The 18,184-nt window shown below is 32.7% G+C and carries 16 protein-coding genes; 3 read left to right on the forward strand and 13 right to left on the reverse strand.

Annotated features, from left to right (window positions below):
• The first annotated feature begins 544 nt into the window (after nucleotides 1-544).
• From HMPREF9078_RS03870 to HMPREF9078_RS03880, 3 genes are all read left to right on the forward strand, one after another.
• Nucleotides 545-1,321, forward strand: a complete 777-nt coding sequence (locus HMPREF9078_RS03870) for a phosphatase PAP2 family protein (RefSeq protein WP_002674231.1) — start codon at nucleotides 545-547, stop codon at nucleotides 1,319-1,321.
• An 11-nt stretch (nucleotides 1,322-1,332) separates the two neighbouring features.
• Nucleotides 1,333-2,547, forward strand: a complete 1,215-nt coding sequence (locus tag HMPREF9078_RS03875; protein WP_009419438.1) for an OprO/OprP family phosphate-selective porin — start codon at nucleotides 1,333-1,335, stop codon at nucleotides 2,545-2,547.
• Between the two features lie 135 nt (nucleotides 2,548-2,682).
• Nucleotides 2,683-3,969: a histidine-type phosphatase gene (locus tag HMPREF9078_RS03880; protein ID WP_009419440.1), complete on the forward strand. Its 1,287-nt coding sequence runs from the start codon at nucleotides 2,683-2,685 to the stop codon at nucleotides 3,967-3,969.
• A 135-nt stretch (nucleotides 3,970-4,104) separates the two neighbouring features.
• Here the strand turns inward: HMPREF9078_RS03880 and HMPREF9078_RS03885 are convergent, their stop codons facing one another.
• The 13 genes from HMPREF9078_RS03885 to HMPREF9078_RS03945 all read right to left on the reverse strand — a co-directional run bounded on the left by HMPREF9078_RS03885 (nucleotide 4,105) and on the right by HMPREF9078_RS03945 (nucleotide 18,183).
• Complete coding sequence (locus HMPREF9078_RS03885) at nucleotides 4,105-5,190, reverse strand: GDP-L-fucose synthase (RefSeq protein ID WP_009419441.1); 1,086 nt, start codon at nucleotides 5,188-5,190, stop codon at nucleotides 4,105-4,107.
• Between the two features lie 2 nt (nucleotides 5,191-5,192).
• Nucleotides 5,193-6,350, reverse strand: coding sequence for a GDP-mannose 4,6-dehydratase (gmd, locus tag HMPREF9078_RS03890; RefSeq protein ID WP_009419442.1), 1,158 nt, complete (start codon nucleotides 6,348-6,350; stop codon nucleotides 5,193-5,195).
• 59 nt (nucleotides 6,351-6,409) lie between these two features.
• On the reverse strand, nucleotides 6,410-7,471 hold the full coding sequence (locus tag HMPREF9078_RS03895; RefSeq protein ID WP_009419443.1) for an acyltransferase: 1,062 nt from the start codon (nucleotides 7,469-7,471) through the stop codon (nucleotides 6,410-6,412).
• Nucleotides 7,472-7,512: 41 nt separating this feature from the next.
• Nucleotides 7,513-8,748, reverse strand: coding sequence for an NAD(P)/FAD-dependent oxidoreductase (locus tag HMPREF9078_RS03900; RefSeq protein ID WP_034542806.1), 1,236 nt, complete (start codon nucleotides 8,746-8,748; stop codon nucleotides 7,513-7,515).
• A gap of 1 nt (nucleotide 8,749) precedes the next feature.
• Nucleotides 8,750-9,508: a glycosyltransferase family 2 protein gene (locus tag HMPREF9078_RS03905; RefSeq protein WP_009419445.1), complete on the reverse strand. Its 759-nt coding sequence runs from the start codon at nucleotides 9,506-9,508 to the stop codon at nucleotides 8,750-8,752.
• Nucleotides 9,509-9,511: 3 nt separating this feature from the next.
• The gene (locus HMPREF9078_RS03910; RefSeq protein WP_009419446.1) at nucleotides 9,512-10,495 is read right to left on the reverse strand and encodes a glycosyltransferase family 2 protein; all 984 of its coding nucleotides are present in this window, start codon (nucleotides 10,493-10,495) and stop codon (nucleotides 9,512-9,514) included.
• A gap of 4 nt (nucleotides 10,496-10,499) precedes the next feature.
• The gene (locus tag HMPREF9078_RS03915; RefSeq protein ID WP_009419447.1) at nucleotides 10,500-11,459 is read right to left on the reverse strand and encodes an EpsG family protein; all 960 of its coding nucleotides are present in this window, start codon (nucleotides 11,457-11,459) and stop codon (nucleotides 10,500-10,502) included.
• Nucleotides 11,460-11,536: 77 nt separating this feature from the next.
• Nucleotides 11,537-12,271, reverse strand: coding sequence for a glycosyltransferase family 2 protein (locus HMPREF9078_RS03920; RefSeq protein ID WP_009419448.1), 735 nt, complete (start codon nucleotides 12,269-12,271; stop codon nucleotides 11,537-11,539).
• A gap of 2 nt (nucleotides 12,272-12,273) precedes the next feature.
• A complete protein-coding gene (locus HMPREF9078_RS03925; protein WP_009419449.1) occupies nucleotides 12,274-13,362 on the reverse strand; it encodes a glycosyltransferase family 1 protein in 1,089 nt (362 codons plus the stop codon).
• On the reverse strand, nucleotides 13,359-14,516 hold the full coding sequence (locus HMPREF9078_RS03930) for a glycosyltransferase (RefSeq protein ID WP_009419450.1): 1,158 nt from the start codon (nucleotides 14,514-14,516) through the stop codon (nucleotides 13,359-13,361). Before HMPREF9078_RS03930 ends, HMPREF9078_RS03925 begins: the two co-directional genes overlap by 4 nt.
• Before the next feature lie 6 nt (nucleotides 14,517-14,522).
• Nucleotides 14,523-15,500 (reverse strand): glycosyltransferase, encoded by a 978-nt coding sequence (locus tag HMPREF9078_RS03935; protein ID WP_009419451.1) that lies wholly within the window; start codon nucleotides 15,498-15,500, stop codon nucleotides 14,523-14,525.
• The gene (gene wzx, locus HMPREF9078_RS03940; RefSeq protein ID WP_009419452.1) at nucleotides 15,500-16,909 is read right to left on the reverse strand and encodes an O-unit flippase-like protein; all 1,410 of its coding nucleotides are present in this window, start codon (nucleotides 16,907-16,909) and stop codon (nucleotides 15,500-15,502) included. Before wzx ends, HMPREF9078_RS03935 begins: the two co-directional genes overlap by 1 nt.
• Nucleotides 16,906-18,183 (reverse strand): NAD(P)/FAD-dependent oxidoreductase, encoded by a 1,278-nt coding sequence (locus tag HMPREF9078_RS03945; RefSeq protein ID WP_009419453.1) that lies wholly within the window; start codon nucleotides 18,181-18,183, stop codon nucleotides 16,906-16,908. Before HMPREF9078_RS03945 ends, wzx begins: the two co-directional genes overlap by 4 nt.
• Between the last annotated feature and the right edge of the window lies 1 nt (nucleotide 18,184).

The following is an 18,184-nucleotide window of genomic DNA, read 5'->3' on the forward strand; positions in this document are numbered from 1 at the left end:
TCGTATAAGCTTCCTATAAGCTCTCTATAAGCTCTCTATAAGCTACCCCCACCCTCTTTACACCCTTTTTTCACCAAAATTTCTCTTAGCTCACTTCCGTTCTTTTCCGATATCTTTTGAAAGCCCCTAGCAGTCCCAGCATATCTCTTTTTCATCTCAAACTTTGCCCAAGTTTCAAACTTGGGCAAAGTTGAATAAACTAACAATCTCTCTGCTGGTTTACAAGGCGTAGCCTTGATTTTGTTTAAATTTTGTTTAATTTCTGAGGCACAGCCTCATTCCTCTAACTCAACCTCACACTCCTTTTTCTAATTTCCTCATTCTCTCATTTTCTAATTCTCTCATTTCTCCCCCGCCTGTGCGGCTCGCACCTCGTACCTAAAAACCACAAAATCACCATATTTGTTTTTATTTCTTTCTTTTTTAGCAAATATTTTTTTGAAATAATTTGCACATTTATTCTTTTCTTTCTACATTTGTAGTGTTTTTTAAAACCTAAATACCTTCCAAAAGAGAATACAATAAATTTTAACTGTATAATAAGATGAGAAAAACATTATTATTCGTAGCCTTGCTATCGGTGATGGCAACTACATTCGCACAAGAGAAAATCAAAGACGTAAGAACCAAACCCGACCTCTACTTCTTGCAAATAGGTGAGGTGGCAAACAGTCTTGAACTCCTACCTCCTCCTCCTCAACCAGGTAGTATCCTCTTCCTTAACGACGAAGCCCAATACCAGTGGGGCTTAATGCAACGCCGTACCCCTCGTGGTGAGCAAGCCGTATCCGATGCCCGTGTAGAGGGTCCTGGTGTGCCTAATGCTTTTTCCGAAGCTTTTGGCATCAAGATTTCTAAGGAAACTACTCCCGAAATCTTCAAACTCGTAGTAAATATGCGTGAAGATGCAGGCGACCTCGCTACTCGTGCCGCCAAAGAACACTATATGCGCGTGCGTCCGTTTGCTTTCTACGAAAAGACCACTTGCAACCCCGAACAACAAAAAGAACTCTCTACTAATGGTTCTTATCCCTCTGGTCACACCGCTATCGGGTGGGCTACCGCTTTGGTGCTTGCCGAAATCAATGTCGATAGACAAAACGAAATCCTCAAACGCGGATATGAAATGGGACAAAGTCGCGTGATTTGTGGCTATCATTTCCAAAGTGATGTAGATGCTGCTCGTCTCGTAGCAAGTGCCGTAGTAGCGCGTCTCCACGCCAATGATGCCTTTATGAAACAACTCGAAAAAGCTAAAAAAGAGTTTGAAGGACTTGTAAAAAAAGGCAAAGTAAAGAAAAGTGAACGTATGACTAAATAAAATTTAAAACTATGAAAAAGATATATTTTATGATGTTCAGCCTAATGGCTGTGGGCTATACCTATGCCCAAGAAGAACCAACCACCGTTACCGATACCACCGAACCTATGCCCGCTACACCTATACAGGAAGCTCCTAAACCCGAAGAAAAGTTAGAAGTAAAACCCGGAGGACGTATTTTATTGGACGCTGGTTATTTCAATGCTAATGAGCAAAAAGATAAGTTTGTAAGTGGGGTAGCTATCCCCGATGTGCGTATGGGCTTAGGCGTACGCTATGGTAATTGGAAAGGAAAAGTAGATATCGGCTTTGCTTATGGCAAAGTTTCTCCTAAGGATATCTTTATCGAATACGGTTTCAGCAAACACACACTTTTGCGTGGAGGTTATTTCGTACACCAATTCGGTATGCAAAGTGCCACCAGTTCTTCTTTCAAAATATCGATGGAAGAACCCCAAAGTAACGAGGCTTTCTTCAATTCTCGTCTCATCGGTTTGATGCTCTTACACCAAAAAGATGACTTTATGGGTACTTTAAGCCTCTTTGCCGAAGGTGAAACGATGAAGAAAAGCTCTGATGCTACAGGCGACCAAGGTATGGGTATGATGAGCCGTTTGCTCTATCGCCCACAACGTGAAGAAGGCAAGATTTTTCACGTAGGACTCTCAGGGGCTTTCGAAACACCTCGTTATAACGAAACACCAGCACTTAACCACAACTCTTATGTGCTCAAAACACCTTTCCCTACTCGTATCGCTAAGGTAACCGCACAACAAGCAACTATTGATAACGCTACTTTCCTTTATAAATTCTCTCCTGAATTGCTCTTTGCGCGTGGTCGTTTAGGGTTAGAAGCCCAATATTACTATGTGAATGTAAATCGCAAGAGCGGTTTCGATAATTTCAAAGCAAGTGGTGCTTATGGTATGTTCCGTGCTATCGTAAAAGGAAACCCTTACGAATATACTGATATCGATGGAGGTATCGCTACTCCCAGACCTGGTGCTATGGAACTCGTTGCCGGTTATAACTACACCGACTTATCCGACCCTAAAGCGGGTATCTTAGGAGGTCGCCTCAACGATTATTCACTTACCTTCAACTATTATATCAATAAGTATATGATTTGGCGTGTACGTGCTTCCTACACCGGTGTTACTTACCGTGAAAGCATTCCCGACAGCAATTTAAGTCTTATTGAAACTCGTTTGCAAATCAAGTTCTAAGTGCGAGCCGCACAGGCAATTACTTTTACATCACATACTTTGCCAAAGCTCGTAGCACGAGATGCAATTAAAACTTTGCCAAAGTTTCAAACTTTGGCAAAGTTAAAGAATATAATTTTCTAATTAAAACACAGTATGAAAATAAGAATCATAACTCTACAAGCATTACTACTCCTCTTGTGTCCGCTCTTAGCGATGGCACAACTCAACCGCTCCGAAAGCTTCAAAAACCAATACAAGCTCAAAGAAGTGGTGATCCTCAGCCGTCATAACATTCGCTCCTCTCTATCAGTGAACGGGAGTACCTTACAAAAAATGACGCCTCACGAATGGATAAAATGGAGCGCTGCCCCCAGTGAACTCACCCTTCGTGGAGGAGCACTCGAAACCATTATGGGTCAGTTTTTCCGCAAATGGACAGTAGCCGAAGGTCTTTTTGCTGAGAATGCCGTTCCCACTGTTGATGAAGTGAATTTCTATGCTAATAGTATGCAACGCACCATTGCGACGGCACAATATTTCTCCTCAGGATTTATGCCCGTAGCCAATTTGCATATCAACCACCGCTTTACCCCCAGCAAAATGGACCCTGTGTTCTTCCCTGCGCTTACCAAAAGTAGCCCTGCTTTCAAAGCACAAGCAATGAAAGAAATTGCTGCTATGGGAGGTAAAAAAGGTATTGTGGGCATCAACGAGGGATTGAAAGACTCTTACCAACTCTTGGAAAAAGTACTCGATTTGAAGAACTCACCCGCTTGTAAATCCGGTGAAGTGTGTGCTTTCAACGATTACAACACCCAGTTGAAACTCGAAAAAGGTGATGAACCTAATATGAAAGGTTCGTTGAAGTTAGCTAACTCCGCTTCCGATGCTTTTATTTTGCAATATTATGAAGATAAAGACCCTGTGCAAGCAGCTTTTGGCAACAACCTCACCACCTCCGACTGGGAAAAAATCGCTAAGGTAAAAGATGTCTATGGCGATGTACTTTTCACCGCTCCTATTGTAGCCGTGAACGTAGCACACCCACTATTGGTGTATATGAAAGACGAGCTCAACGCCAAAAACCGCAAGTTCACATTCCTTTGTGGTCACGATTCTAATATTGCCAGCGTGAATGCCGCTTTGGAAGTAGAAGAATACAGCTTGCCTAAATCTATTGAAAAGAAAACTCCAATAGGTAGCAAACTCGTGTTTGAAAAATGGGTAGACAACAGCGGTAAAGAGTTTGTATCGGTAAACATTGTATACCAAACTACCGAACAATTGCGTGGAATGGAACTATTGGATATGCAAAATCCACCAGTAGTATTTCCTCTAAAACTCAAAGGAGTGAAAGCCAATGCCGATGGTCTCTACACTTTAGAAAGTGTAAACGACCGCTTCGACAAAGCTATTCGTGCTTACGAAGCTATCAAATAGTATAGTATATCTATTAAAACAATAAAAAGCTGTCCCATTTCAGGACAGCTTTTTATTGTTTCACATATCTCTTTAAGCAGTAAGTATCTTAAATTTCTTAGCCCAAATTCACATTAAAGAATATGAAAAAATTAATTATAGAAAGTTTTGATTTTGCAAATAATACTCATACATTAATTTAATTCCCTCTTGGAGTTCTATGGAATGTTTCCACCCTAGCTGGTGTAGCTTAGTAGGATCGGTGAGTTTGCGCATTGTGCCATCGGGTTTGGTGCTATCGAAGAGTATTTCTCCTTGATAGCCAATGGTTTCTTTTATCATATAGGCGAGTTCTTTGATAGAAAGTTCCTTACCTGTACCAATATTGATGTGGGTGTTGCGTACTTCATTGGCATTAGCAGGATATGTATCTTTAAAATTGATGCGTTCCATTAGAAACACACAAGCATCGGCCATATCTTCACTCCACAAGAACTCACGCAAAGGAGTGCCTGTACCCCATAGCGTAACTGTTTCGGCTGTAATACCATATTTTGATAAGATTGTTTTTATTTCTTCTTGGTTGTTTTTACCACTTATTCCTTCTACCGGACGCTTGTTGAGGTCTGTTTTTACTGCTTCCCAATCATTTTTAAGCAAGGCATTTGCTAAGTGTATTTTGCGTACCATCGCTGGCAATACGTGAGAATTTTCGAGGTGAAAATTGTCGTTAGGCCCATAGAGATTGGTAGGCATTACAGCAATATAATTAGTGCCATATTGCAGGTTGTAACTCTCGCATAGCTTGATGCCCGCAATCTTAGCAATGGCATAGGGTTCATTGGTATATTCTAACGGAGAAGTGAGCAAACAGTCTTCTTTCATAGGCTGGGGTGCTTCCTTAGGGTAGATACAAGTACTCCCTAAGAACAGTAATTTTTTCACCTTATTTTCATAAGCCGAATGAATTACATTGTTTTGAATCATCAGGTTTTCGTAGATAAAATCGGCGCGATAGGTGTTGTTAGCCATAATGCCACCTACTTTGGCAGCAGCCAAAAATACATAATCAGGTTTTTCGTTTTTAAAGAATTGAGCGACAGCCTGTGCATCACGTAGGTCGAGTTCGGCACTTGTTCTGCCTATCAAATTGGTATATCCTTTTTGTGAAAGATTCTTCCAAATAGCAGAACCCACTAAACCTTTGTGTCCTGCAACATATATTTTAGCGTTTTTATTCATTGTTATTCAAAGTAATTCATTACAGTGAAGCCACCTTCTTTGAGGTAAGCATCACGTTTGAAGAGTTTGATATCTGAGCGCATCATATCTTCAATCAGTCCTTTGAGGTCATACTCAGGTTTCCAACCTAAAACGGTTTGCGATTTGGTAGGGTCGCCGATGAGCAAATCCACTTCGGTAGGGCGGAAATATTGAGGGTCTACATTTACCACTTCAGCACTGTTAGCAATACGTTCGCGTATGGCACTGAGGTACTTTTCGCCTACTTTTTCGCTGAAAACAGAAGCATCTACTGCTGTGATATATCCTTTTTCGTTTACGCCTTCGCCTTTAAATTCGATAGTGAGACCTATTTCTTTGGCAGCCATTGTGATAAAATCGCGGATGGCGGTAGTGATACCTGTAGCAATTACATAATCGCTGGGGGCGGGTTGTTGCAAGATGAGGTACATCGCCTTGATATAGTCTTTGGCGTGCCCCCAGTCGCGTTGAGAGCTGAGGTTACCCATATAAAACTTATCCTGCATACCCAGTACTACCCTGCTGAGAGCGCGGGTTACCTTGCGGGTTACGAAAGTTTCACCGCGTATAGGCGATTCGTGGTTGAAGAGGATGCCGTTGGAAGCATGCATATTATAGGCTTCGCGGTAATTCACAGTAATCCAATAGGCATACAATTTAGCTACTGCATAAGGTGAACGCGGATAGAAAGGAGTACGTTCACTTTGAGGTACTTCTTGCACTAATCCGTAAAGCTCGGAAGTAGAAGCCTGATAGATACGTGTTTTTTCGGTAAGCCCCAAGAGGCGTACAGCTTCGAGGATGCGCAAGGTGCCCAGACCATCGGCGTTACCTACGTATTCGGGGGTTTGAAAACTCACGTGCACGTGACTCATCGCAGCGAGGTTGTAGATTTCATCGGGTTGTACCTCTTGGATAAGACGGGTGATATTCATACTATCGGTAAGGTCGCCGTAGTGTAAAATGAGGTTGCGGTGTTCTAAATGAGGATCTTGGTAGAGGTGGTCGATACGGTCGGTATTGAAGAGGGATGATCGGCGTTTCATACCGTGCACCTCATATCCTTTTTTGAGTAGGTATTCGGCGAGATAGGCGCCATCTTGTCCTGTGATACCTGTAATGAGTGCTTTTTTTGTCATTATTAATTTATTTTTGCAAAGATATGAAAAATATTTTTATTTCTAAGATAGAGTTTTACTTATCTTCCTCCTATAATAAAACTATACAATTTTGGAGTATATTTTTGTAATATTTTAGCAATAATAATACATAAGATTATTGTGATAAAGGCATTAAAAAAATAGAAAAATGATGTTAGTAATTCATTTTTTTTGATAAAAATAATTGATAACATTTTCAAACTTCCTAATAATATAGGCTCATGAATAAGATAAATAAAAAAAGAATAGTAAGAAAGTTTTAAAAGAATTTTATTAGGTATTTCTTTTTTTTTCATAAAAATATCATATAAAGACCAAACAGAAATAATACCATATAGGATGCTAATTTTTAGTAATACATCACTTATTCTATTTTCAACTCCATGATTTATATTATAGATTGATTTTATGATGAGTAATAAAAACCAAGAACAAATAATAAAATAATAGAATTTTCCCTTTCTTTTTTTTATCAAAAAAAACTTTTTAAAAGCCAAAAAACCTCCTAAAGAGAAAAATAAAATACCTTCATTAGAAAATATATAAAAATCAAAAGGAAGGATCCGTAGCCAAAGAAAAAGTAATATAACTATAAAATAAAATCTCAGATATTTTAGTAGATAATATATAAAAGGAGATAAAAATACAAATATGATTAGATCTCTTAAAAACCATAGTTGATAAGGTAAAGGATGAATAAAAATTATGTCTAGAATCTCTCCTAAAGATTGATCTAAAAATCGTCCAGGAGAATTAAATATTCTTTTAGAAAATAGAATTGTAAAATAATAAAAAATAAAAACTGAAAAAGATGTAATAAAATATGGTAATACTAATGATTTTATTCGTTTTTTCGTTTTTATCAAATAAGTATTTAAAGTACCATCAAAAGATATAAAATATAGATATCCCGAAATGATAAAGAACATAGGAACTGCAGTACGAGTGATACCTTGACTAATAAAATATTGTAAAAAGGCACTATTTTCGTATAGAAAATTTGTACTATCAGGGATATTTATATTAGCATGAATAAATACTACAAATATAATAGCTATTAGTGATAGCACTTTCAATTTATAACTTAAATAAGTATTCATAAATAAAGGAAACTTTTTAGTAAAGATTATTTGATATTTTATTATATTTTTTCAGCTAAACATTTTGCTTCTATTATATTATCTTCTATAGAACAATATGTCCAACTCCCATAACGTCCTATAGAATAGATATTATCTTGAGCCAACTGTTTTTTATATTTTTCTACACTTTGAATTCCTTTTTGGTTAATATGGACATAAGCAGGATCCATTATTACAGAGTGATAATCTATAAGTTCTTCATCTTTTACCACATCTATTTTTTTCAAATCATTGAGTACTTTATGTAGGTATTTCTCTTCATTTTCTATAATAAAGTCTTTAGAGAACCCTATTTCTATATATAGAGACATCTTAGAAGTTCCTAAGATATTATCATAATATCCCATACGATAGAAACAAACTTCCTTATCAGGAATATATACCCAACTACTTTTTGTGTCAGTTCCTTTTTTATTGAAACCTAAATTAAAAACTAACACTTTGTTCCATGTAAAATATTCTTTGGTATAAGGAATATCACAAAGTTCTAATAACATAGGAAAAGGTATAGTGGAAATTAGGTTGTTATACTTTATTTTTCGTTGGTTTGTATAGGCAATTTTGTTATGAATATCTATTTTTATCACTTTTTCATTTAGTGAAACCTTAGTATCATCTACATTTTTATAAAGAGAATTAATATATTCGATTGCCCCTCCTGTTGGATAGACAAAATACTCATTATAGGAGGTATTTGCTTGATCTTTAAAATTTAGGATAATTTCTTCCTTATTAGCCTTTGGGAAAAATCTCCCCATAGCTTCAGCGTCCAAAGTGTTTAAATCACAAGCATATAATTTCTCATTATAAGGAACAAGAAATTTTTCAGCGATACTTTTACCTAATTTGGCATATACCATATCTTTGAAAGACCTTATGTTAGCATATTCATCTGCTTTGAACAAATCATATAGACAATCTATAAACTCTTCTTTTTCAAGTTGATGTATATTTTTTTGAAAAGGAAAATCAATATACTTACCTTTATACAAGATTTTGGTGTTCTTTTTAACTTTCTTAAGAATTTGAGGATTAATATGTCTGCATATTAACTCTTTTAATTTTTCATCTCTAAAATGAAAAAAATGTCCTGAGTAATCCCATACAAATTCTCCTCTTTTTATAGTTTTACAATAACCTCCTATTCCATCAGAGGCTTCTACTATACAATAGTCGTTATTTGTGAATGTAGCATACGAAATACCTGACACTCCAGCTCCTATTATTAAATCCATTTTACTTTCTATATTTAAAAAAACCATTTACAGCCCAATGAGCTAAATAGTATAAACTTTTTATTAAACCTAATTTCTCCACTTTATAATAGACCATAAACTGAGGTTTTATTACTTTCTTTTTATTTCCAGTAGTACTGTTGGCGAAAACACGATAAGAAGCTAAAATCTCTATATTTCCATAAGCAATTTTTATTTTTTTAAGAGCTTGTAGCCAAAAAACAAAGTCATCTCTTAGACTTTTTAATTCATCCTTAAAGTATTGTTCCCCTACTTGTTCTCTGTCATATAAAGCGGTAAGGCAAGAAATAGAACAAGTTTTAAGCAAAGCTTTATATGTTACAGACTCTGGAACTATAAAAGGTTCTAATTTTTGTTCTCCTTGTTCATCTATTCTTCTATAAGAAGAAAAAACTAAAGCAGCATTTTTTTCTTTTAAAAAATTAATTTGTTTTTCTAAAAAAACAGCATCCCACAAATCATCTGCATCCAAAAAACAGATATATTGACCTTGTGCATTTCTTAAGGCGTTATTTCTTGCTGTAGCAGAGCCAGCATTGGGTTGATTGATTAGTTTAATACGACTGTCTTTCTGAGCATAGCCTTCTACAATTTTATCCGAACTATCTTTTGAGCCATCATTTACAATTATCATCTCCCAATTCTTATATGTTTGTGCAAGTACAGATTCAATAGTTTGTGCAACATATTTTTCAGCATTATACATTGGGGTAATAATAGATACTAAATTTTGTTTCATATTTTATACTTTATATTTCTTTTTTAACCATCTATAACTTTTATAGATTCTTCTCGTGATAAAAGGCATTTTCAATAACATAAAACTTATTGTTATCTTTTGAAAAAAACCATATCCATTGTTGTTGAATATATATTTAAATTTATTTACCTCTGGATGAATTAAATAAAAGTACTTTGTATATTGTTTATCTAAGACAAACATTTTTTTCCAAAAAACCAACATAGTTCTAAATTCCTCAATATACCTATTTCTTGTTGGTTTTAGTATTTCCTCAAAAACCTCAATACAATGAATCGTATCATTAATATATTCTTTATTCATTGTTTTGGTAATAGAGTTTTCATTATATTGTGTGTAATATAGAAAAGCTTTTGGAATATATGATACTTTTTCTGTGCTTAAAAAAAGTTTTAGCATCATTTCATAATCCTCTCCCATGTTGATTTTTCCTTCGGGAAAGATATTTTTCTCTACATATAAACTTCTTTTTATAAGAGTATTCCAAAATGCAGGATGTACCTTACCCAACATTATATTCTTTATATTGAAATCAATATTAGGTTTATATTCCTCCTTTCTATATGTTTCTTTTCCTGTGATAAAGCTAATATAATAATCACATACAGCAATATCTGCATTATCCTGTTTTGCCTTATTGTAAAGGGTACTAATCATATTAGATTCTATCCAATCATCAGAGTCTATTTGAATTACATACTCTCCTGATGCCTCTAACATTCCTTTTTTGCGGGTTTTTGCTACTCCTAAATTATACTCATTCTCTAATAATTTTATATCTCCCTTTCTATTACACTGATCCACAAGTTTTTTAAGAATTTTAAAACTATCATCAGGGGTAGCATCATTGATAAAGATGTACTCTATTGATTCGAAATCTTGATTCAACAGTGATTTTGCACAGCGTTCTATGAACCTTTCTGCTTTATGTATAGGAGTAATAATAGTTACTTTATAGTTATTCATATTATCAAAAATTAAGCTCTAAATGATATTCATTTTCTTTTATTTGTAAACTTTGAGAGAAAGAGTATGTAAAAGGTATCAGGAATATAAAAAATAAAACTAACCGAGTAGGGACATTTTTGGTTCTTTCCAACAGCATAGGAACCATAATAACCTCTAATAATCTAAAGAACATATTAAAACGTGTTGCTAATAAATTATGATTAAACAGTGCTATATAGATAAAAAAGCCGAGCATATAAAGTATCAAGAGTTTATTGTATATAGGACTGTTTAATTTAATTCCAAAGTAAAAAAGAAGTCCTATTAATAAAGTTCTTGTTATTATCTGAAAAACAGAGGTTGATTCTGTAAATAGTTCTGTGTAAACCTCACTCACTCCTAAATAATTAAACAATATGTAATTTAAAATGTCTAATTTCCAGCAAATAAAAGAAAAAATCAGCCCTATTATAAAAAAATACTTCACTTTTATATTAAAATAAACAGCAAAATAAGACACAATTATCAAAATACCTGTTGTGTGTATTAATGTTGCTACAATTGTCAATAATAATACCTCAAAAAACTTCTTATTTAATATGAGAGGTAAAGAAAAAATAAATATTCCCATTGCTATTCCTTGTCTTATTCCATTAAATGGATAAGTAATGTAAAATACCAAAAAATAGATGAAAAACGAAATAATTTTATCCTTAATATTTATTTTTAGTAGGGTTGGGTATATCGGTAAAATAGCTAATAAACTTGTGATTAAATAGAAATAAACAGGTTTATCTGTAAAATACTTAATCAAAGAAGTCAAAAACACAAAACCAGGTTCAACAGCAATTAAAATAAAACTTTCTATTTTATCCATGGGATCTATATAATTCCATACATCTAAATAAGCTCTATAATCTATTCCTGTATCTACCCTAACTCCAGAAAAGAAAATAAGTGCCCCCATAAAAAGTAAACTCATCTTAGAGAAATGTAATTTATATACTAATTGGAGTATACAAAATAATAAAAAAGATAAATACAAAATAATATAGAATGTCATAATATTTTCTTATAAATTCTACGTAGATTTCCTATCAACAGTTCTCTTAGAACTTTATATATAAAATATTTATTATATTTTTCGCCTGAAATATGCCATTCTTCAACTAATAGAGATATAAAAGCATCTGTTGAAGCACCTCCATATAAAAAAATAGCAATTACTAAATCTATTTTTTTGAAAATGTAACCTTGTCTATATAATAAATGGAATAAATCATAATCAGCGCATATTTTGTAATTTATGTTAAAAAGATATTGTTGTTGTAATGTAGTTCTTACAAAAGAGCTTTGGTGACAAAAAGGCATTCCTTTTTCTAATTGTGTTAGAGGCCATACTTTTTTAAGTTTTTTCTTTTTACTATATTTTATTATTACATCTCCATAGATCACATCAGAATTACTCCAATCTTTATCCTTAAATACTTTTTCTAATACTTGCTCATCATAAAAAGTATCTCCTGCATTCATAAAGTTAAGCCACACCCCTGTAGCTTTTAGCGCTCCCTTATTCATAGCATCATAAATTCCCTTATCAGGTTCACTCACCCAATAAGTAATTTTATCTTGATATTTTTTAATAACATCTAATGTGCCATCGGTACTGCCTCCATCAATAATGATATACTCAATATTAGGATAGGTTTGGTTAAGTACTGAATTTATAGTATCTTCAATAGTTTTAACAGCATTGTAGGATACTGTAATTATAGAAATTAGAGCGATATTCATTTTTATAAAACAGTTTTATATAAGTTCATTGTTTGATTGAAAGTCTTTTCCCAAGAAAACTTCTTTTCAATATATTTTCCTTTTTCTATTAGATTATTTCTATAAGTTGTATCATATAAAATTTTTTCAATAGCAAACTTTATACTCTCACTACTTTGAGGATTAAAAAAGGAAGCTCCATCTCCTGCAATTTCAGGAAAACAACTAGTATTACTACAAGCTAAAGGACAATTACAAGCAAAAGCTTCGAGAATAGGCATTCCAAATCCTTCATATAAAGAAGGATAAACAAATGCTAATGCTTTTTTATAAGCAATGATTAATTCATCATCACTCAAATTGTATTGCTTGATTCTTTCCGTAATTTTCTTTTTCTCAAAAAAACTTAGTTCTTCATTCGAAAACTGCCCTCCTCCAACACAGACAATATTGATTTTCTCTTTGTGTATGATAGGAATTATTGCTTCAATAAAAGGTAGAAAATATTTGTATCCATTTCGACCTCCTACAAAAAGTAAATAATTTTCAGGTAAATTATTATTAGTAGTAGAATGGTTGTTCAAATTAATAGAATTACCATGATAGATAACTTCTATTTTTGATGGATCAATATTATAAAAATGTAAAATATCACTTTTGGTATTCTCTGATATAGCAATTATCTTGTTTGCTCTGTGTATAATTTTCTTTTTCCATATAATACTCTTATCATTTTTTGAAAAAAAATCAGGAAATTTCTCATGTATCATATCATGGACTGTTATTACAAGAGGCTTGTCTTTTATGTATTTCAAAAAATATGGATTATAATATGTAGGATGGAATATGTCATAATTATTAGTCTTTAATGTTTGAATGGAATTCTGCTTATTTATAAGGTCTAATATTCTATATTTACCCTTAAAAGTAATCCCTTTTAAAAAATTCCTTTTTTTAAGCCTTGTTCTATTTAGATAGTAATTATTAGAAAAATATCCAGTTACTTTTACATCAATAACCCCTTTAGATTGATTTATTAATTCATAAAAATATCTTGAAATACCTCCATATTCTTGTCCTGTAAATATTTGGTAATCATATATCAAATTCATAAGTTGTTCTTTAAAATATTTTTAACAATATCTTTTAAATTATCCTTGTATCTTTCATAAGTGAAATGAGATCTTACATAATTGGTGCATTTTATACTCACATTTTTAATATATTCGTTAGACATCACTTCTATCTTAGAAATTACTTTCTCTATAGCTATTGATGTATTTTCATCCAGTTCAAAACTAATTTCTTTGTCAAAGTCTATTCCTGATTGTTTAGAATGGATAGGTATGACCCCTCCGTTAGCTATTATATTTAAAAGAGCTGGAGAACCTCCTTCTGAAAGAGAGGGATACAGAGCAAAAGCACAATTATTTACAAGATTATTAAATTCTATAGAGCCAATCTTTAAAAAACCATATAGATGAATATTATTCTTATTATTTATTTTGCTCATATAAAAATCTAAAAAATTCTTTTCAGACGTGTTTAGTCCACATATATATAGATTATATTCTGGATGTTCTAGAAAATAATCAATTACAACATCTAATCCTTTATGTAAAGCTCCTAAGCTTCCAAACCAAATAAAGTTTTTCCTTGCTTTTCCAAAATCCTTTTTTGAAATGTCAGGATTGATAATATCAAAATAAAAAGCATTCAAATTTTTATATCTTTGTTTCTGATCATCGTATTGTAAATAAGTATCCTTTACAAAATCATTACCCAAAACAATTACAGCGTCTGATAGAAATATCTGAAAATCTTGTGTATATTCTATTTTTCTTATAGAATCAAGTGGCAATATTTTGTTTTTATAATAAAAATCTCTTGCTTTTTTTGTAGATATCATATTTGAATAGATAGGACAAGCGCCAGTCGCATAGAATATATGTTTTGTGCTATCTTTTTTATTAAAGAAAGACTTCTCTAATGCCACATCCATACCTAATATAACATCATATTGCTTTTTTATCTTCCTTGTACTATTAAGATTAATAACATCTATATTATATCCAATTTCTCTAAATATTTCAGCAAAAGTTCTGCATTCTGTCATATTTGAATGAGAAATATTCTCCTTTTTATTAAAAGCAGAAGTAAGATAAACAATTAATACACTCTTATTAAAACTTGTTTTATACACATTATTTAAAGTTCTATTTTTAATAATTGAATGATAAATGTTTTTTAATAATTCTATTTTCATACATAATTATATTTTTTTTCTTCTATAATTAAAAACTTTTTTTCTAAAAAATAGAAGTATCTTATATACCACTTTATTTATTACACGCACTCTTTCTTTTTTTATCTCTCTTTCAAAATCTTTATGGTGATATGTTTTTTGATGAGAAATCATAGCTTGTAATGCATATTCTTTATAAAAGAAAGGGAATAATACTTTATAAAAAAAATATTTTCTATTATTTGCTTGTATGATTCTCTCATCTTGAAAAAGAAAATTTAATAATGTATTAGGTTTCATACTCTCATTCTCTAATATTCTATAAAGTGTTAATGGAGAGCCTAATATAATAAAACTTTTCTCTTTTTGTATTAATCTAAAATGCATCTCATAATCTAATGAGGGATAATAATTCTGATCAAAGCCATCTTGTTCAATTATTACTTCTTTTTTAAAACATGCTCCTACTAAATTACAAATATTACCTAAAAAAAGATCTTGTAATTTCAATTTTACAGAATAAAACTCTTGTTCTTTTCTATGAGGTATATTCTCTTTTGTAGAGAACATTTGTTGTGGTAAATATAAAGCATTTATATCATAATTATATTTTTTCAATATACATTCTACTTTCTCTACGTAATCATCATACAGCAAATCGTCATCGTGGAGCATCACGACAAAATCAGTTTGAGCTAACTCAAAAAGTTTGTTCCAATTACCTGTCATTCCTACGTTTTCTGTATTTTTATAATAGGACAGATTGGGAATTGTTTTGTACTCTCGGAGCAATTGTTCTGTTTTGCACTCTCGTTCTGGGTTATTATCTACTACCATTATAGCAAAAGGGCAGTTTGTTTGCTGAGCTAAGCAACTTTCAAGGGTCTCTCTAAGCAAGTGAGCTCGCTTGTAGGTGGGAATTGCTATTGTAATCTGTGCTCCTTCAGGGACAACTCCCTGCTTTATAGCTATAGAGGGTATTTGGGTTACAGCTGTATATCTCATTAAAAAATAGTTTTTAGTTTGTAATAAGTTTCTTGTATACCTATGTATACGAATTGAAATATTGTGAGTTTAAATTCTTTTAATATAACTAATGGCCATTTCCAATTATTGTACACTGCTTGACAAAATCCTTGTACAAGGACTAAGCCTAAAATTCCGCAAGAGGTATATTTTAATACTATAAAACTTCCTATTGCGATTCCTATTCCTGCTAAAAGAGCAGGTTTGACAAAAGGAATATTATTCTTGCTGATAATAGCTGTTGCAAAATGTGAGTGATTGTTCTCTAAAAGTACAACTATTATATAAAGACAAAGAATCAATTTATTAGGCAGAAAAGCATTTGAGTGTATATATCCTAAAATTGTATTACCTAAGAATAGTAATATAATTCCTCCTAAAGTGAATAGTATGTAAAAAATAATTATACTAAAAGAGAACAAGCTTACAAAACCTTGTGAGTTTCCTTCTACACGTAAGGTAGCAAATTTGGGTTGAAAGGTAATAAAAAAAGTTGTTGCTACTGTTGAGAGTATATTTACCAATTGCATCATCAATCCATAAGAGGCTATTTCTGCGTTTGATAAGTATAAACCTGCTAAGAACATACTAAATTTTGTAATGGCATAAGCTCCTACAAAAACTAAGCCTAATTTTTTAGCATTGTACCATATCACATCAAAAGTTGCACTGATTTCTTCCTTGCTAATATTGTAAGGTTTTAACTGGGTTCTAAATTCTTCTGTAAAAAGGAATCGATAACACAACATTCTATTTACAAAAGGAGCTATAAAATTTGCCAATACAACTCCAAACAGTCCCCAACCTATATACAAAAACAAAAAGGTAAGTCCTATATAAACAATTCGAGAGGCGAGTAAAGCTATTTTAGTTTCTTTGATAGCACCTTTTCCCGTTAATAGGAAATTGTAATATTCATAATAAATAGTAAAAGCAGTAGAGGCTGAAAAGAGTATCCAAATAGGTAATGAGTGAGCTACTGAATGAAAGCCTTCTGTAACCTTGTAAATATATAGACTTCCGACAGTTAGCATTACTAGTAGCACTAAAAATGCTAAACGGAAATAGACATACTGACCTACTTTTACGAGAGTAGCTATTAATCGGTAGTTGATAGCCACTCCCCCAGAGGGAATATCTTCTATTCCTTCTTTTTTTAGTGTTTGAGCACCTCCGTATACATAGCTTACATTACGACTAAATTGAGGTGAAAAGCCAAAGTCGAAAAGGAGTACTAAAGATGAAACTGTTAGAAAAATATAGTTGAGGGCTATTTCTTCTACAGTTAGCATCTTTAAAATAAGAGGCAGGGTAATGAGCCCAGAAACTAAACTAAAGAACTGCGCTATATAATTCCAAAGTACATCTGTTTTAGTTATCTTTATCATCTGTTTCCTATTATATTAGCTCCTTTAAAGCCACTTAATAAACTTTGGTCGCTCCAAAAATAATCCCATTCTCCAAATCTGCCTATACTAATGATACCTACTGTTCTCAAATAATCTTGTATTAGAGCTACGTTGCTCTTTCTATTGAAATCGAATACTACATTAGCGTATTTTTCTTCTCGATAATCGGTGATTGCAATGTCGTTAAGCTCCCAAAGTTTCATTTGTATACCTTTTTCGATAATGTGATTTACCAAACTATCACCGGAAAGTTGTTTAGGTTTCTTTTTTGAAAAATAGGTTTCAAACTGTAAGGAGCTTTTTCCTTTTGGTACATTATAGGGTGATTTGAGCGAAGGAGAATAGGCTCTTGCAGGCAAAATATCCTCATCATAGATATAAAACCACAAATGTTTAGGTATATCAGGGCGATTGAATCCTATAGACACTAACTGACCTGAGGTTGCTAACAACTTTTCTCCGGCTTCAACAACTTTTTTAGGAGCATCTTTTATAATTTTTACTATCTCAGGCAGAGGTAAAGAGCTAATAAGTTTTTCATAGTTAGTTTCAGAACCATCTGTAAAAGTAATTTTTTTGTGAATAGGGTCAATAAGAGCAACTTCTTTCTGTGTCTTTATAGAAGAGTTTGTAGCCATTGTATTTAGGAAACTTTTATAGCCTCCTTGTTGTGGATAGCGCATTTCTTGAGCGTAATAAAAGTTCTTTTCTTGCACTTCAAAAGCCCCTCTTAATAGTACTTCTAAAGATGGAATGCTAATTCGACTGCCTAACCAGTCGGTAGAAAGTTCTTTTGAAGGGAGTGTCCAATATTTATAAGTGTATTTTTCTGGAAAATGTTCTTTGAAATACGTCCCGAATTGCACCAATAGCCAATCTTCATAGTTCTGAATCGTATTAAGAGTAGGTTTAGCGACAAAATCTTCTATAATTCTTATTTTTTCATCTATAGACAAAGGGGCAAGGTTGTTTTGTACAGGATGTTTTAACCATAAGTTTTTATAATAATTAGATGATTCAGGCTTATGACTATAGAAAGCTGTATTGTTTTGGAAAAGGTTTTTTACTACTTCTGATTTTGTAAAAGAAAGATGGACAAACTTATCAAACAAGAAGCCTTCACCTATTGAGAAGTTGTCACATAAGCCCCCCCAAGAGGCATTTTTCTCAAAGACAGTATGTTCAATACCTCTTTGTGATAAATGGTATCCTGCTGCTATGCCTGCTATTCCTGCTCCTAAAATTGCTGCCAAA

This window comes from Capnocytophaga sp. oral taxon 380 str. F0488 (assembly GCF_000318255.2).
GTDB classification, from domain to species: domain Bacteria; phylum Bacteroidota; class Bacteroidia; order Flavobacteriales; family Flavobacteriaceae; genus Capnocytophaga; species Capnocytophaga ochracea.

Coding starts and splice junctions, on each gene's coding strand:
- HMPREF9078_RS03875 (WP_009419438.1), top strand. CDS start 1,333: ATGAAAAAGATATATTTTATGATGTTCAGCCTAATGGCTGTGGGCTAT.
- HMPREF9078_RS03920 (WP_009419448.1), bottom strand. CDS start 12,271: ATGAATATCGCTCTAATTTCTATAATTACAGTATCCTACAATGCTGTT.
- HMPREF9078_RS03880 (WP_009419440.1), top strand. CDS start 2,683: ATGAAAATAAGAATCATAACTCTACAAGCATTACTACTCCTCTTGTGT.
- wzx (WP_009419452.1), bottom strand. CDS start 16,909: ATGATAAAGATAACTAAAACAGATGTACTTTGGAATTATATAGCGCAG.
- HMPREF9078_RS03915 (WP_009419447.1), bottom strand. CDS start 11,459: ATGAGTTTACTTTTTATGGGGGCACTTATTTTCTTTTCTGGAGTTAGG.
- gmd (WP_009419442.1), bottom strand. CDS start 6,350: ATGACAAAAAAAGCACTCATTACAGGTATCACAGGACAAGATGGCGCC.
- HMPREF9078_RS03930 (WP_009419450.1), bottom strand. CDS start 14,516: ATGAAAATAGAATTATTAAAAAACATTTATCATTCAATTATTAAAAAT.
- HMPREF9078_RS03870 (WP_002674231.1), top strand. CDS start 545: ATGAGAAAAACATTATTATTCGTAGCCTTGCTATCGGTGATGGCAACT.
- HMPREF9078_RS03885 (WP_009419441.1), bottom strand. CDS start 5,190: ATGAATAAAAACGCTAAAATATATGTTGCAGGACACAAAGGTTTAGTG.
- HMPREF9078_RS03910 (WP_009419446.1), bottom strand. CDS start 10,495: ATGAATAACTATAAAGTAACTATTATTACTCCTATACATAAAGCAGAA.
- HMPREF9078_RS03905 (WP_009419445.1), bottom strand. CDS start 9,508: ATGAAACAAAATTTAGTATCTATTATTACCCCAATGTATAATGCTGAA.
- HMPREF9078_RS03900 (WP_034542806.1), bottom strand. CDS start 8,748: ATGGATTTAATAATAGGAGCTGGAGTGTCAGGTATTTCGTATGCTACA.
- HMPREF9078_RS03935 (WP_009419451.1), bottom strand. CDS start 15,500: ATGAGATATACAGCTGTAACCCAAATACCCTCTATAGCTATAAAGCAG.
- HMPREF9078_RS03895 (WP_009419443.1), bottom strand. CDS start 7,471: ATGAATACTTATTTAAGTTATAAATTGAAAGTGCTATCACTAATAGCT.
- HMPREF9078_RS03925 (WP_009419449.1), bottom strand. CDS start 13,362: ATGAATTTGATATATGATTACCAAATATTTACAGGACAAGAATATGGA.